16 protein-coding genes and 1 pseudogene are annotated in these 13,657 nt (G+C 65.5%); 4 read left to right on the forward strand and 13 right to left on the reverse strand.

Annotated elements, in window-relative coordinates:
* Window positions 1-774: ion transporter (locus MK313_RS16375; protein ID WP_287782965.1), on the reverse strand; the 774-nt coding region annotated here is incomplete at its 3' end.
* A 151-nt stretch (window positions 775-925) separates the two neighbouring features.
* Here MK313_RS16375 and MK313_RS16380 point away from each other — a divergent pair.
* Window positions 926-1,498: pseudogene (locus MK313_RS16380) on the forward strand (TVP38/TMEM64 family protein); the annotation flags it as partial.
* A gap of 150 nt (window positions 1,499-1,648) precedes the next feature.
* Here the strand turns inward: MK313_RS16380 and MK313_RS18235 are convergent.
* Entirely contained in the window at window positions 1,649-1,849 is a 201-nt protein-coding gene (locus MK313_RS18235; RefSeq protein ID WP_183077830.1) for a DUF2061 domain-containing protein, read from the reverse strand.
* Window positions 1,850-2,008: 159 nt separating this feature from the next.
* Here MK313_RS18235 and MK313_RS16385 point away from each other — a divergent pair, with 159 nt between their 5' ends.
* Window positions 2,009-2,869 (forward strand): helix-turn-helix domain-containing protein, encoded by an 861-nt coding sequence (locus MK313_RS16385; RefSeq protein ID WP_121217062.1) that lies wholly within the window; start codon window positions 2,009-2,011, stop codon window positions 2,867-2,869.
* A 4-nt stretch (window positions 2,870-2,873) separates the two neighbouring features.
* Here MK313_RS16385 and MK313_RS16390 read toward each other — a convergent pair whose 3' ends face one another.
* Entirely contained in the window at window positions 2,874-3,785 is a 912-nt protein-coding gene (locus MK313_RS16390; protein ID WP_287782970.1) for a LysR family transcriptional regulator, read from the reverse strand.
* A gap of 116 nt (window positions 3,786-3,901) precedes the next feature.
* Between MK313_RS16390 and MK313_RS16395 the strand changes: the two genes are divergently transcribed.
* Complete coding sequence (locus MK313_RS16395; protein WP_287782972.1) at window positions 3,902-4,213, forward strand: hypothetical protein; 312 nt, start codon at window positions 3,902-3,904, stop codon at window positions 4,211-4,213.
* A 99-nt stretch (window positions 4,214-4,312) separates the two neighbouring features.
* Here the strand turns inward: MK313_RS16395 and MK313_RS16400 are convergent, their stop codons facing one another.
* The 10 genes from MK313_RS16400 to MK313_RS16445 form a co-directional block, all read right to left on the reverse strand.
* Window positions 4,313-4,690, reverse strand: coding sequence for a cytochrome C-552 (locus MK313_RS16400; protein ID WP_287782974.1), 378 nt, complete (start codon window positions 4,688-4,690; stop codon window positions 4,313-4,315).
* Window positions 4,691-4,764: 74 nt separating this feature from the next.
* Complete coding sequence (locus MK313_RS16405) at window positions 4,765-6,099, reverse strand: sulfite oxidase (RefSeq protein ID WP_287782976.1); 1,335 nt, start codon at window positions 6,097-6,099, stop codon at window positions 4,765-4,767.
* 119 nt (window positions 6,100-6,218) lie between these two features.
* Entirely contained in the window at window positions 6,219-7,013 is a 795-nt protein-coding gene (locus MK313_RS16410) for an anti-sigma factor family protein (RefSeq protein ID WP_287782978.1), read from the reverse strand.
* 13 nt (window positions 7,014-7,026) lie between these two features.
* A complete protein-coding gene (locus tag MK313_RS16415; RefSeq protein WP_287782980.1) occupies window positions 7,027-7,557 on the reverse strand; it encodes an RNA polymerase sigma factor in 531 nt (176 codons plus the stop codon).
* A 66-nt stretch (window positions 7,558-7,623) separates the two neighbouring features.
* A complete protein-coding gene (gene pcaC, locus MK313_RS16420; protein WP_008942687.1) occupies window positions 7,624-8,004 on the reverse strand; it encodes a 4-carboxymuconolactone decarboxylase in 381 nt (126 codons plus the stop codon).
* A gap of 36 nt (window positions 8,005-8,040) precedes the next feature.
* Window positions 8,041-9,171 (reverse strand): zinc-dependent alcohol dehydrogenase family protein, encoded by a 1,131-nt coding sequence (locus MK313_RS16425; RefSeq protein ID WP_287782984.1) that lies wholly within the window; start codon window positions 9,169-9,171, stop codon window positions 8,041-8,043.
* Window positions 9,172-9,265: 94 nt separating this feature from the next.
* Complete coding sequence (locus MK313_RS16430; RefSeq protein ID WP_287782986.1) at window positions 9,266-11,137, reverse strand: potassium/proton antiporter; 1,872 nt, start codon at window positions 11,135-11,137, stop codon at window positions 9,266-9,268.
* Between the two features lie 119 nt (window positions 11,138-11,256).
* The gene (locus MK313_RS16435; protein ID WP_287782988.1) at window positions 11,257-12,366 is read right to left on the reverse strand and encodes a CobW family GTP-binding protein; all 1,110 of its coding nucleotides are present in this window, start codon (window positions 12,364-12,366) and stop codon (window positions 11,257-11,259) included.
* Window positions 12,367-12,423: 57 nt separating this feature from the next.
* Entirely contained in the window at window positions 12,424-12,831 is a 408-nt protein-coding gene (locus MK313_RS16440) for a type II toxin-antitoxin system VapC family toxin (protein WP_008942691.1), read from the reverse strand.
* A gap of 3 nt (window positions 12,832-12,834) precedes the next feature.
* The gene (locus MK313_RS16445; protein WP_008942692.1) at window positions 12,835-13,089 is read right to left on the reverse strand and encodes a type II toxin-antitoxin system Phd/YefM family antitoxin; all 255 of its coding nucleotides are present in this window, start codon (window positions 13,087-13,089) and stop codon (window positions 12,835-12,837) included.
* 115 nt (window positions 13,090-13,204) lie between these two features.
* On the opposite strand from MK313_RS16445, the gene MK313_RS16450 reads away from it, so the two are divergent.
* On the forward strand, window positions 13,205-13,657 hold a 453-nt coding region (locus MK313_RS16450), incomplete at its 3' end, for a VOC family protein (protein ID WP_287782991.1).

Here is a 13,657-nt window from a genome sequence, read left to right on the forward strand (position 1 = left end):
GCGCAGCGTGGCCACTTCCTCTTTCAGCGCGCGGATTTCGGCGATGATCTCATGATGCTCACCACCCAGCGCGGTGCGGGTCTCATTTTCCTCCGCCTGGTGTTCCTGCGCCATCGCATCGACGATGATGGCGATAAACAGGTTCAGCACGGCGAAGGTGGTCAGCAGGATGAAGAGGACGAAGAATATCCAGGCATAGGGATAGACCTCCATCACCGGCCGCACGATGCCCATCGACCAGCTTTCCAGCGTCATCACCTGGAACAGCGTATAGGTCGAGGCGCCGATGGTGCCGAACCAGTCCGGGAAGCTGGCGCCGAACAGCTTGGTCGCCATCACGGCGGCGACATAGAACACCAGCGACAGCAGCGCCACCACCGACCCCATGCCGGGAATGGCGCGCAGCAGCGCATGCACCACCTTGCGCAGCGAGGGCACGACCGAGATCAGCCGCAGCACGCGCAAGATGCGCAGCGAACGCAGCACCGACACGCCCTCGCCCGCCGGCATCAGGGTCACGCCGACCACCAGGAAATCGAAGACGTTCCAGGCATCGCGGAAGAAGCGCAGGCGATAGACGATCAGCTTCAGCACGATCTCGGCCACGAAGATCGAGAGCGCCAGCCGGTCGAGCGCGATCAGCACCGGCCCGGCCATTTCCATCGCCACTGCCGAGGTTTCCAGACCCAGGGTGATGGCGTTCACGATGATGACGCCGATAATGAAGTTCTGGAACACGCGCGATTCGATGAAAGCCTTCAGCCTGTCCGTCATGTCCGCCCTGTTCAACCGGATGCCAATGCGAGGCCTTCATGCCGCGAAGCCGGGATAAAAGCAATCGGGCAGGATGAACCGCGTGCCATAGACCACCTGCCATGGGCCACCCATCATGGGATCGCCCGGCTGCTTCTGCTATAGCTGGCCCATGGCTGGCGATACTCCCCCCACCTCACGGAAGCGCACAAGCATTCCCGCCGCGCTGTTCGCGGCTCTGCTGCTGCTGATCCTGCTGATCGCGTTCATCCCGGTGGACAGTGCGGCGGTTGGCGGCTTCCTGCAGGAGGCAAGCCAGACGCTGAAGGGCTGGGTGGACGATCACCCGATTATCGGCGCCATCGCCTATGTGCTGGCCACCGGCTTCGGCAAGCTGGTGCCGCTGCCGGCCGGCGGGCTGCTGATCCTGAGCGGCGGCTTCCTGTTCGGCACGCTGGTGGGGGGCATCCTGGCGGCACTGGGCGGCGCGCTGAGCGCCGGCATCGCGCTGGTTGTCAGCCGCCGGCTGCTGACCGGCTTCGTCGAGCGCCGGCTTGGCGGGCGGATCGAGGCCATCCGCTGGATCATTGCCGAGGATGGTTTCAACTATATCCTGTCGATCAGGCTGATCCCGATCATGCCGGCCTGGCTGACGAACCTGCTGCCAGCCCCCTTCGATATAAAGGTGCGCACGGCCATGCTGGCCACCTTCCTGGGCGTGCTGCCGATCTCGCTTATCCTGGCCAGCATCGGCGACGGCATCCAGACCCTGACGGCGGAGGCTGAGGAGCTGACGGTGGCAGTGCTGCTGCGGCCCGATATCCTGTTGCCGCTGACCGGCATGGCGGTGCTGGCCCTGCTGCCGGTCGCCGCGAAGCACTGGCGGCGCAAGCGGCTAGCGCCGGCCCCAGCGCACCGCCAGCCAGAGCCGCTCATGCAGGATATAGCACAGCAGGCCGGTCGCGGCGGTCACCAGGGCGAAGCCGCCGGCCTCGGCGAAGGAACCGGTCAGGACATAGGCGAGAAGCCCGGTCGTCAGCAGCCCGAGTAGCTGCCAGGAAACGGCCTTCAGGAATGTGCGCAGTCTGGTCTCCATGGGTGGCGCGCCTTCGGAATACGGGGTGGACAATCGGTGCCCGATATCTGCGCGTATCGCCCCGGCGCGGCAAGGAGAGCATTGTGCGGTTTATCTACAAGAATATCGCCTGACCTCGTTTCGTGATTTTTTCCCTGTTTTGTGATAAGTTTCTTTTCCATGAAACAAGATAAGCGCCTGCTGTCCCGCCTGTTCCGCGAAAGGCTCGCCTTGTCGCTGGCGGAACGCGACATGAGCGTCAGCGCGCTGGCGGCACGGGCCGGCGTGGACCGCTCGACCGTGGCGCAACTACTCTCCGCCCCCGATCCGCGCCTGCCGAATGGGCTGGTGCTGGCGAACCTGGCCAGCGCGCTGGGGGAAAGTGCGGACTGGCTGCTCGGCCTGTCCAGCCAGCGCGGCGCGGTCACCGACATCGTCGAGCAATCGGTGCAGGTCGCCGAGGCCGCACGCCACCCGTTCGACGCGCAATTGCGCCGCTGGTACCGCGAGGCCGCCGGCTACAAGGTGCGCCATGTGCCGCAGACCCTACCGGACCTGCTGAAGACCCCGGCCCTGCTGGAAGTGGAGTATGGCCGCTCCCTCGCCCGCTCCTCCGACCAGGCGATCGCGGATGCCGCCGTGCAACTCGACTATATTCGCCAGCCCGATACCGATATCGAGGTGGCCTTCGCCGCGCACCGGCTTACCGACTTCGCCGACGGGGCCGGCATCTGGGGCCGCATGCCGCCGGCCGAACGGCGCCGGGAGCTGGAGCAGATGGCACAGATGGCGCGCGACCTGTATCCGTCGCTGCGCGTCTTCCTCTATGACGGACGGGCGCTCTATTCGGCGCCCTTCACCGTATTCGGGCCGGGCCGCGCGGCACTCTATCTCGGACAGCGTTTTCTGGTGTTCAGCTCGGCTGTGCATATCCGGCTGATGATCCGCCATTTCGACGATCTGATCCGTGGCGCCATCGTGCAGGCCCACGACTTCGCCGACCATGTCCTGCGGGAGGTCGCGCGCCGGGACTGGCGCTGAGCCTCTATTTCTCCGCCATCGCCTCCTTCAGCCAGCCGCGTACCGTCTGGGTGGCGATGTCTGAATCCCGGCGCGGGTGCCATTGCAGGAACAGATCGAGCCCCGGCATGTCGATGGGCGGCGGTCGGCCGATCAGCCGGTATTCGCGCGGGACGGTGGACAGGAACCGAGCCGGCAGCATGGCCAGCAAGTCGCTGGTCGCCAGCAGGCGCGGAATCGTCATGAAACTGTTCACCGTCACCCGCACCTGCCGCCGCAACCCCATGCCGGCCAATATATCGTCCACCACGCCATGCGGATCGCCGCGCGCCGACAGGATGAGGTGCGGATAGGCCAGCCAGCGGGCTAGGTCGAACGCTTCCGCCGCCGGATGGTCCGGTCGCATCGCCACCGCATAGCTTTCGTAGGACAGCAATTCCCGGCGCATATCCGGCAGCGAGGAGGACAGCACGATGGTAATGGCGATGTCCGCCTCGCCGCGCAGGATCGACTGATCCGTCCGGTCCGGACCCAGCCAGGGCAGCACGGCAATGCCCAGCCCCGGTGCCTCGCGCGCCGCCCGCGCATAGAGCCTGGGCGTCAGCAGTTCCGCCGCAAGGTCGGTCATGACGATGCGCACCGTCTGCTCGATCTGCGAGATATCGGGCGCAGAGGGGCCGGCGACGATATTCGACAGGTCGGCCAGCGCCTGCCGCAGCGGTTCGCGCAGGGCCTCGGCCCGCGGCGTCGGCTTCATGGCCGGGCCGGCACGTTCCAGCAGCGGGTCCTTGAACAGGTAGCGCAACCGCTCCAGCGCGTTGGAAACGGCGGGCTGGGTCAGCCCCAGCCGCTTGGCCGCGCGGGTCACATGCTGCTCCTGCAGCAGGGCATCCAGCGTCACCAGCAGGTTGAGGTCGAGGTTTCGTAAATTCACCATATCAATAGTCTAACATAATAACTATCCATTGGAGGAATAGTTTAACACAGCCGATATCCCACTCAACACGACGGGCAACAGACCCTTCGTACACACATACGAGAAGGAATATCGTCATGAATGCTATCACCAAGAACGCCCTCCCCGCCCTGCTGGTCGCCGGTTTCGTCGGCCTCGGCATCACCTCCGCCAATGCCGCCAACTTCTCCGGCGCCAGCGATGGCGGCCCGACTGTCAGTGTCTCCGGTAACCCGCAGGCCGCGGTTCAGCCGCGGATCACCCTGGTCGACCGTGGCAATGGCCTCAGCGACGCCGGCCCGGTTGCCGTCGTCAGCTACGGCGAAGGCCGCAGCTATGCCAGCACCAGCGTCACCGACGCCCCGCGCAACGCCCCGGTTGCGCTGGAAGAGATCGACGTGAAGAACTAAGCCCTCCCGCTTCACGTTCCCTCTTCCTGAACGAAAAGGCCGGCGCCTTCCCCTGCGCCGGCCTTTTCACATTCTCAAAGCCTCTGTCCGCGAAGCCGTTCAGCGCTCCGAGCTGAAATGCTGCTTCAGATAGCCGAGGATCAGTTCCTTGTCCTCCGTCGGATATTCCGGCATCCCCTGCTTTTCAATCATCCAGTTCCAGAGATCGTCCCAGCGCGCATCCGTCACATGCTGCTGCCTGATGATCGCCGTCGAATGACAGGCGGTGCAGGCGTAGAAGGTTTCCTCCGCCCCCTTGCCATCCGGCAGGCCGCCCAGTTCCGGGTTGCCTTCCGCCTGCTTCTGTTGCGGCTTGCCCGCAGGGCTGCCGGGGGCCAGCGGGTTGAAGCCCGGACGGGCCAGCGGATTATAACCCTGCGCCAGGGCGGCACTCACGGGCAGGACCAGAACAAGGGCAAGGATCGGCAGAATTCGCATCTGTCGGCATTCCTCAACAAGGCGAAAGGAAGCCACCCGCATCGCTGCGGGTGGCAAGGTGGGAAGGGTGCGGGTCAGGCCGCGAACATCGCGATGCGGTGCATCATGTTGTTGCCATAGCCGCGCGGGTTCCAGCCCGGCACGGTGGCCGGCTGCATATGACCGTCCTTGTCGGTCGCGCGTGCCCAGACCTCGAAATAGCCCTTCTGCGGCAGGGTCACATTGGCGCGCCAGCGCTGCCAGGCGAAGCCGTTGACGGGCTTCTCCAGCGTGGCTTCCTGCCAGGTCTGGCCGAAATCGATGGAAACATGCATCGCCTTCACATCGCCCTTGCCGGACCAGGCATGGCCGCGCACCTCGGTCGCCTTGCCGACGCCGACCTGCACGCCGGTCTCCGGGAAGGTGACCAGCGATTTCACCGGCATCTGCTCCATGACGACCATGTCCGACTTCGGCACTTCCGTGCCCGGCGCCACCGGATAGGCCGGCAGGCGGTAGGAATAGCCGGTCATCTTCTCGCCATCATGGACCTTGTTGCGGAGCGTGATCTTCTGCAGGTACTTGTGCGAGACGGAGCCCGGATAGCCCGGAATCACGAGCCGCAGCGGGAAACCGTGCAGCGCCGGAATCGGCTGACTGTTCATCGCCCAGGCGATCAGGTTGGTCTCCTCCATCGCCTTGGCAATCGGCACGCCGCGCGAAATCACGATCTTCGCCGTATCACCCGACAGGTGCACGTCATTGCCGTAATGCGCGGTATAGACGGCGCTGTCCTTCACGCCGGCCGCCTTCAACACGTCGCGCAGGCGCACGCCGGTCCATTCCGGGCAGCCGACCGCGCCGAAGGTCCACTGATTGCCCGAGGCGCCGGGCTGGAAGAAGGCCCGGCCATTGCCGCCGCATTCCACCCACAGCCGGTAGGTCACGGTCTCGAAATTCTTTTTCAGATCGTCCATCGTCAGCGTCAGCGGCTTGTTCACCTCGCCATCGATGGTCAGCGTCCAGCCATCGGCCTTCGCATCCAGCGCCGACTGCGGCACCATGCCATTCATGCGCACGAACAGGCGCTCATAGGGCGTGATGTCGTCATCCAGCAGGTGCGCCGGCGTCTCGGCATTGACCGGCCGGTCGTTCAGCACGGTCAGGCCCTTCTTGGCGCTCATCAGATCCATGCCGGTATCCTGCGCGAAGGCGGCGGGGATCAGCCCGGCCGGCATGTTGCGGTGGAACGGGATCGCGGCACCGACCATCGCGGCCATGGTGGCAAGGCCGGCATTCTTCAGGAAACCGCGCCGGTTGGCGTCGGGCACACGGCCGAAGACGATCTGATCGGCCTCTTCCGGCTTCTCGGCATAGATGGTGCGGATTTCCTCGGCGGTGAGACCGCCCGGCTTGCTGTCGATCGACATGGTTCCCTCCACAGACGCTTTTTCTGGTTCGACGCAAAACGCATCGAAAGAAGAAACGGCCGGGGGTGCCGGATTATTCCATCCAGCTGCGGCATTTTGTCAGGAAAGGAGAACTGGCCTTAACCCAGGCAGGGCGCGTCGTGAATCTCGCGCCCGGCAAGCCGCGTCGCCGCACTCTGGCGGCTCCAGCGTTCGATATGGGCGACAATGTCGGACAGGCGCTGCGCGTCCATGCCAAGGGCGACAACGGCATAGCCGGTATCGCCGACCCGCCAGGCATAGCGCGCGACATCGCGGCTGCTGAAATCCTGCACCGTCTCGGCCAGCGTCTGCGGCACGCCGCCGATCCACAGGCCTACCTGGCAGCCACGCGTTCCCCGGTAGCCGGCGAACAATCCGGCCTTGCTCCCGGAAGGCGAGACCACGACCCGCGCCAGCGACAGGCGGGCGGCATGCAGATCGGGGATCGGTGTCCAGACGCCCGAGCGGTTCACCATCGTGTCGTTGGCGTCGAGCAGGAAATTCACATCCTTCTCGCCATTCACCCAGGCAAGATGAAGCTCCGTCGCCTCCTCGACCCAGCCGGCAACCTGATCATTGCCGGCACGCTCAGCCAACAGGAAGGCGCCGCCGAGAACCAGCAGCAGCATCGCTGCCACCGCCGCGATGGCCCGCACCCGGTTCAGCCGTCGGCGCTGATTGATCGCCCCGTCGAGCCGCCGCAGGCTGGCGGCCGGCAGAACCGTATCGGGCTGTAGCGCGGCGCGCACACCCGCCTTCAGCCGGCTGATCTCGGCGACAGTCGCGGCGAAAGCGGGATCGGCGGCAATGCGCCCGGCCATGTCAGCGCGGCTGGCGGCATCCAGCTCGCCATCGACATAGGCGTTCAGCACTTCCCAGTCAGCCTGCTTCATGACCGCCGCACCCTTACGAACCCCGTTTGGCATGCAATGCCCGTACATTGCTCTGTTGCAGCGCAGCATGCAAGGCGGCGCGCGCGCGGCTGATGCGGCTCATCACCGTACCGACCGGGACTTCCAGCAATTCAGCGGCTTCCATGTAAGTGAAACCGGCCAGATCGACAAGGCACAGGATTTCCCGCGCTGTGGGCGACAGCCGGTCGAGTGCCTGATGGACGGTGATGCCATCGATCAGCCGCCCTTCCGAGGCCGACAGGTCCGGGATCAGCAGGGATTCTTCCGTATCTAGCACGCTTTCCAGACTCTTGCGCTGCCGGTCGATCCACAGATTGCGCAATATCTTGAACAGCCAGGCGCGGAAGGCCGCCTCATCCGCCGGCACACGCGCGGCGTCCAACGCCCGCATCGCGCATTCCTGCACCAAATCCTGTGCCTTCTCCTCGTCGCCGGTCAGGCTCAGCGCATAGCCGAACAGACGCGGCAGGTAGCGTCTGAGACCCTGTTCCAACTGGTCGGCGCGGCTGGCTCTGTCGAACATGCGGCTATAGCTGGCCTCCGGGCGGCGCGCAGACGGGGGATACCGCCAGCACGCCGCGGTTAGGGCTTACTTCTTGTCCACCTCGGCGAACACTTCGCGGGCGTTGCGGAAGGCATCGATAGCGGCCGGCACACCGCAATAGATCGCGGTCTGCAGGAACACTTCCATGATCTCCTCACGGGTGACGCCATTGTTCAGCGCGCCGCGCACATGCAGCTTCAGCTCGTGCGGCCGGTTCAGCGCCGTCAGCATGGCAAGGTTCAGCAGGCTGCGGGTCTTCGGCGGCAGGCCGGGCCGGTTCCAGATCTCGCCCCAGCAATAGCTGGTGACCAGTTCCTGCATCGGCATGTTGAAATCGTCGGCGCTGGCGATCGACTTGTCGACATACTCCGCGCCCAGAACGGCGCGGCGCATCTTCAGGCCTTTTTCGAACATTTCCTTGTCCATCGTTTCCTCTTGCTTGGGGGGTAGATTAGTTGGGGTTCAGGGAATCAAAATCTGCCGGACGGTCGCCCCGTCGGCCAGCCGGTCAAAGGCCTCGTTGAGCCCGTCCAGCCCCTCGATCCGCTCGGACAGCAGCCGGTCAACCGGCAACCGGCCACGCCGGAACAGGTCGATATAGCGCGGAATGTCCCGCTTCGGCACGCAGCTGCCGACATAGCTGCCCTTCAGCGTGCGTTCCTCGGCCACCAGCGTGACCGGGAACAGACTCATCGCCTTGGCCGGATTGGCCAGGCCCGCCGTGACTGTGGTGCCGCCGCGCCGGGTGATTTTGTAGGCCAGTTCCAGCGCCGGGACGGAGCCCGCCATCTCGAAGGCGTAATCGACGCCGCCACCGGTCGCCTCCTTCACCTTCCCGACGATATCAGGATCGCCGGCGTTGAAGGCATCGGTGGCGCCAAGCTGGCGCGCGAGATCGAGCTTCGAGTCCAGCAGGTCGATGGCGACCACGCGCTCCGCACCGCCGACCAGCGCGCCCAGCAGCGAATTCAGCCCGACGCCGCCCAGCCCGATGACTGCCGCCTTGGTGCCGGGCTTCAGCTGCGCCGTGTTCACCACAGCACCAACGCCGGTCAGCACCGCGCAGCCGAACAGCGCCGCATGCTCCCACGGCAGATCCTTGTCGATCTTCACCACCGATCCGCGCGACAGCACCGCATATTCGGCGAAGGCGGACACGCCGACATGGTGATGCACGTCATGGCCCTTGCCGTCATGCAGCCGGTGCGCGCCGGACAGCAGCGTGCCCTTGCCATTGGCCACTGCCCCCGGTTCGCACAACGCCGGCCGCCCCTCGGCACAGGGCAGGCACTGGCCACAGCTGGGCGCGAACACCATGACGACATGGTCGCCGGGCTGGAAATCCTCCATGCCGGGGCCGCACTCGACGACCTCGCCCGCCGCCTCATGGCCCAGCGCCAGCGGCACCGCGCGCGGCCGGTCGCCATTGATGACGGACAGGTCGGAATGACACAGGCCGGCAGCGCGGATACGCACCAGCAGCTCGCCCGGCCCCGGCGGGTCCAGCGTCAGCGTCTCGACGCGCAAGGGGCGGCTGTCCCGGTAGGGGCGCGGCAGCCCGACCTGGTGCAAAACGGCAGCCTTGATCTGCATGTTCGATCCTCCCGGCGTGATGCTTTTTGTTCGTTGCCGGGATGATAGACCAGCTCCGCCAATGCGTGCCCTGCAAAAATTTAACGCCGGTCCCTCATTTGTTTCCCCTCAGGCGGTGCCACAGGGCGCCAAGCCGCGAGGGCTGCCGCTCCGCCGACGCGGCCGTGCCATCCACCGACACCGGGCGACGCCGCAGCCGGCGGGTAACGGCCTGCGCCCGCGACAGCAGGCCGGGCGGCAGCAGGTGCGGCCGGCCCGGCTCCAGGATCAGGCCGACCTCGGCAATCTCGCCATCGCGCATGTCTCGGATCACCAGCTCCACCGTGCCCAGCGTCACCCGGTCGCCGACATTGGGCGTGCCGGGCAGCAGCGAGGCCATCAGCGCACCGACGGTCAGGTCGCGCTGCTGACGGCTGACCGGCAGATCATATTCATCCGCCAGCGCGGACATCTTGCGCCCGCCCTCGAACACGAAATCGCCGAGCCGCACCTCGGATGTCCGGTTTGTGCCGCGCCGCGCGGTGAACAGACGGTCGGCCGCCAGCGCCTGCTCCGGCGGGCAGAGCAGCAGCACGTAATCGCCCGGATACAGCGCCTCGATCTTGTATTTCGGCACCACCGCGCCGTCGCGCAGCACGGTGATCAGCCGCACCCGTGGCGGGAAGAGTATCTGCTTGAACGGCTTGTTCGCCGCCGTCGCCGTTTCCGGCAGGCGATAGCCGATCAGGTCGCGGTCGATCTGCGGCGACAGGTCCAGGTCCAGCCTGCCCTCGCCTTCCGGGGTGGGCGGCAACTGCAGGTCGAGCCGGCGGGCGAGCCACGGCACGGTCCAGCCCTGCAGCAGCAGCGACAGCAGCACGACGATGAAGGTGACGTTGAAATACTGCATCCCATGTTCGATGCCGCCCAGCACCGGGATGATCGCCAGGAAGATAGGCACCGCCCCGCGCAGGCCGACCCAGGAGATGAACAGCAGCTCCTCCCGGCTGAACCGGAACGGGATGAGGCACAGCATGGTCGCCACCGGCCGGGCGAGGAAAATCAGCACCAGCGCGATGATGGTGCCGGGCACGATATCGTCGATCAGCCGGCTGGGTGTCACCAGCAGCCCCAGGATCAGGAACATGACGATCTGGCTGATCCATGCCATCCCGTCATGGAAGCGGCGAATCAGCTGGTTGGCTCGCATCCGCCGGTTACCGGCGACGATACCAGCCAGATAGACGGCCAGGAATCCACTGCCGCCGAGCAGCTGGGTACCGCCGAACAGCGCGCAGGCCACCGCGACGACGAAGACAGGATACAGGCCCGGCGCCAGCTCCAGCCGATTCACCACCAGCGCCACCGCAAAACCGGCAAAAACACCTGCCAGCGCACCGACGCCCAGCTGCAGCAGGAAGGAATGGACGATGGTGAAGGTGACGTCGCCGCCGCCGCTGACCAGCAACTCCACCAACGTAATGGTGAGGAACACCGCCATCGGGTCGTTCACGCCGGATTCGACCTCCAGCGTGGCGCCGATGCGCTTGCGCAGCTCCATGCCGCGCTGATGCAGCAGCAGGAAGACGGCCGCGGCATCGGTCGAGGCCACGATGGCGCCGGTCAGCAGCCCCGCCACCAGCGGCAGGTCGAGCAGGAAGACCGCCGCAAACCCCGTAATCGTCGCGGTGACGAGCACTCCCACCGTCGCCATGACGCTGGCCGGGGCCCAGGCAATGCGGATCGAGCGCAGCGGCGTGCGCAACCCGCCATCGAACAGGATGATCGCCAGCGACAGGCTGCCCAGCAAATAGGCAGCCTGGAAATTGTCGAACTGGATGCCAAGCCCGTCCTCCCCGGCCACCATGCCGAGCGCCAGGAAGACCAGCAGCAACGGCGCGCCGATCCGCGAGGACAAAACCCCCGCGATGATGCTGACGATCAGCAGCGCGCTGCCGAGAAAGATAAGCTGGTTGGCGAGCTCCATCGCACCCCTTGTCCGGCGCGGCCCGAAACTGGCCGCAATACCTGCCTTTCCCGGCCATTATCCATGGCCGGGCCGCGAAACCAAAACGCCGAAACGGAATTCCCGTTCCGCGCGGGAAATCAGGCTGGCGCGCCCTGTGGCACGTCCTGCGGCTGGGCCTCGACCTGCAGCGCCCGGATGAGCTGCCTGATGTCGTCTTCCGGCACGTCGCGCGTGATGAAGACGAGGCGGCTGCGGCGGTCCTCGCTGGGCCAGGTCTCCAGCCAGGCGACCGGGTGGAAGACATGCTGCACGCCATGGATCACCGCCGGCTGATCCGGCCGGTCGGCGATGTTCAGGATGCCCTTCACGCGCAGCAGATTCTCACCACGGGTGGCGATCAGCATTTCGATGAACAGGCTGAAGGCCATCGCGTCGATGGGTTGGTCCAGCACGATGCAGAAGGCCCGCACATGATCGTCATGCCGGTTCACATCGTGATGGTGGTCATGCCCATGGTGATGATCATGACCGTGATCGTGGTCATGATCGTGATGCGCATGGGAGTCGGCATAGGCCTCCTCCTTCAGCCAGCGCAGCACATCCGGTGTCTTAAGTGTCGGATCGTAGAGCCCGGCATTGAACAGCACCTCCGGCTCGATCTCGCCCTGCACGGCGCGCAGGCGCGGCGCCGCCGGGTTCAGCTGTGCCAGCCGCCTCTCCAGCGCTTCCAGATCGCGCGCGGAGGCCGGGTCCTTCACCAGGTCGGTCTTGGTCAGCACCAGCCGGTCGGCCACGGCGGCCTGCTTCACCGCCTCCATGTGATTGTCCAGCGTCGCCTCGCCATTCACCGCATCGACCACGGTGATGACGCCGTCCAGCCGGTAATAGCTGGCCAGCATCGGGTCGGTCATCAGCGTGTGCAGGATCGGCGCCGGATCGGCCAGGCCCGTGGTCTCGATCACCAGCCGCTTGAAGGAGGATATCTCCTGCTTCGCGCGCTTGATGTGCAGGTCGCGCAGCGTGGTCACCAGATCGCCGCGCACGGTGCAGCACAGGCAGCCACTGTTCAGCTCCACCATGTTTTCGCTGCTCTTCTCGACCAGCAGATGGTCGAGCCCGACCTCACCGAACTCGTTGATGACGACGGCAGTATCCGCCATGCCCGGATGACGCAACAGCTTGGACAGCAAGGTGGTCTTGCCGCTGCCGAGGAAACCGGTGAGGACGGAGACGGGAATCGAGGACATGGCAACCTTCAGAGGGTGACGATAGGGATCAGCGAGATGGCGTTATACTGTAACACTTCATTCAGTCTTGAAAGGGTCGAGCAAGGGCACACCGAAAGATTGGAAATCGCGTATGTTCCGGGTCACCACCGTCAGCCCGTGAACCCGTGCCGTTGCCGCGATCATGGCATCTTCAATAAGCGTATCCGGCTTGCCGTGCATCAGCCGCGCCCACTCGCGGAAGACACGCCCATCCATCGGCAGAACATGGCGGGTCTCCACAACGGCATCCAGCCAGGCCTCGATCTCCGCAGCCTTCGCCGCATCCTGACGCCGCGTTATCTCGATACCCGCCTGGATTTCGCCAACCGTTACGGCGGAGAGGTAGAGATCGGTATCCGCCACCCCTTCCAGCCAGGCCAGCACCGCGCCATGCGGTTTCGGGCGGCGTAGTTCCGACAGGATGTTGGTGTCCAGCAGATACATGAATCAAAGCGCGGTGGCGGCCCGGCGGCGCAGCTTGCCGCGCGGTGGGGTCAGGCCTTCGGCACGCCCCTCCTCCGCGAGCAGCAGTTCCTTCAGGCTGGGCCGCGAGGCCGTCAGGCGGCGCCATTCCGCAATCGGCACCAGCACGGCGGTTTCCACCCCGCGCAGCGTCACCACCTGCGGCCCCTGCGTCAGGCTGGCCCGCACGAATTCGCTGAACCTCGCCTTCGCATCCTGTACGCGCCAGATCGCCATCATGCTTCTCCTGACCAGTCAGCTGACCAGTTATATCATGCCCCCATCCGGATTTCGCAATGCTATCGCGCGGTGGCATCCCTATAGTCAGCAAGCAACACAACAAGGAGAAGACCCGATGGCCTATGCCGACCGCCAGCTGCCTCGTTCTGACGAACTGTTCCTCGACCATATCGCGCATTTCGTGCCCGACATGGAGGCGGCCGGTGCGGCGCTGGAAGGGCTGGGCTATCGCCTGACCCCCTTCACCCACCAGCAGAACAGCCTGAAGCCCGGCGAGCCGCCGACGCCGGCGGGCACCGCCAACCGGCTGGTCATGCTGCGGCGCGGCTATCTGGAATTCCTGACCTCCGTCACCGACACGCCGCTGGCGCAGCAGCTGCAGGCGGCGGTGCAACGCTATGTCGGACTGCATCTGTTGGCCTTCGCCGTCGGCGATGCCGAGGCCGCCTGGAAGCGGCTGGAGCAGAAGGGCTTCGCCCCGACACCGCTGGTCCGCCTGACCCGCCCGGTGGAGCTGTCGGAGGGCGGCACCGAGGAAGCCCGCTTCTCTGTCGTTCGCGTGCCGCCG

Source organism: Oceanibaculum sp., assembly GCF_022449305.1.
In the GTDB taxonomy this organism is placed as follows: domain Bacteria; phylum Pseudomonadota; class Alphaproteobacteria; order Oceanibaculales; family Oceanibaculaceae; genus Oceanibaculum; species Oceanibaculum indicum.

Excerpts from the sequence above, each read along its gene's own strand:
- MK313_RS18235 (WP_183077830.1), bottom strand. The coding sequence starts at position 1,849 with ATGGAGACCAGACTGCGCACATTCCTGAAGGCCGTTTCCTGGCAGCTA.
- MK313_RS16385 (WP_121217062.1), top strand. The coding sequence starts at position 2,009 with ATGAAACAAGATAAGCGCCTGCTGTCCCGCCTGTTCCGCGAAAGGCTC.
- MK313_RS16390 (WP_287782970.1), bottom strand. The coding sequence starts at position 3,785 with ATGGTGAATTTACGAAACCTCGACCTCAACCTGCTGGTGACGCTGGAT.
- MK313_RS16395 (WP_287782972.1), top strand. The coding sequence starts at position 3,902 with ATGAATGCTATCACCAAGAACGCCCTCCCCGCCCTGCTGGTCGCCGGT.
- MK313_RS16400 (WP_287782974.1), bottom strand. The coding sequence starts at position 4,690 with ATGCGAATTCTGCCGATCCTTGCCCTTGTTCTGGTCCTGCCCGTGAGT.
- MK313_RS16405 (WP_287782976.1), bottom strand. The coding sequence starts at position 6,099 with ATGTCGATCGACAGCAAGCCGGGCGGTCTCACCGCCGAGGAAATCCGC.
- MK313_RS16410 (WP_287782978.1), bottom strand. The coding sequence starts at position 7,013 with ATGAAGCAGGCTGACTGGGAAGTGCTGAACGCCTATGTCGATGGCGAG.
- MK313_RS16415 (WP_287782980.1), bottom strand. The coding sequence starts at position 7,557 with ATGTTCGACAGAGCCAGCCGCGCCGACCAGTTGGAACAGGGTCTCAGA.
- pcaC (WP_008942687.1), bottom strand. The coding sequence starts at position 8,004 with ATGGACAAGGAAATGTTCGAAAAAGGCCTGAAGATGCGCCGCGCCGTT.
- MK313_RS16425 (WP_287782984.1), bottom strand. The coding sequence starts at position 9,171 with ATGCAGATCAAGGCTGCCGTTTTGCACCAGGTCGGGCTGCCGCGCCCC.
- MK313_RS16430 (WP_287782986.1), bottom strand. The coding sequence starts at position 11,137 with ATGGAGCTCGCCAACCAGCTTATCTTTCTCGGCAGCGCGCTGCTGATC.
- MK313_RS16435 (WP_287782988.1), bottom strand. The coding sequence starts at position 12,366 with ATGTCCTCGATTCCCGTCTCCGTCCTCACCGGTTTCCTCGGCAGCGGC.
- MK313_RS16440 (WP_008942691.1), bottom strand. The coding sequence starts at position 12,831 with ATGTATCTGCTGGACACCAACATCCTGTCGGAACTACGCCGCCCGAAA.
- MK313_RS16445 (WP_008942692.1), bottom strand. The coding sequence starts at position 13,089 with ATGATGGCGATCTGGCGCGTACAGGATGCGAAGGCGAGGTTCAGCGAA.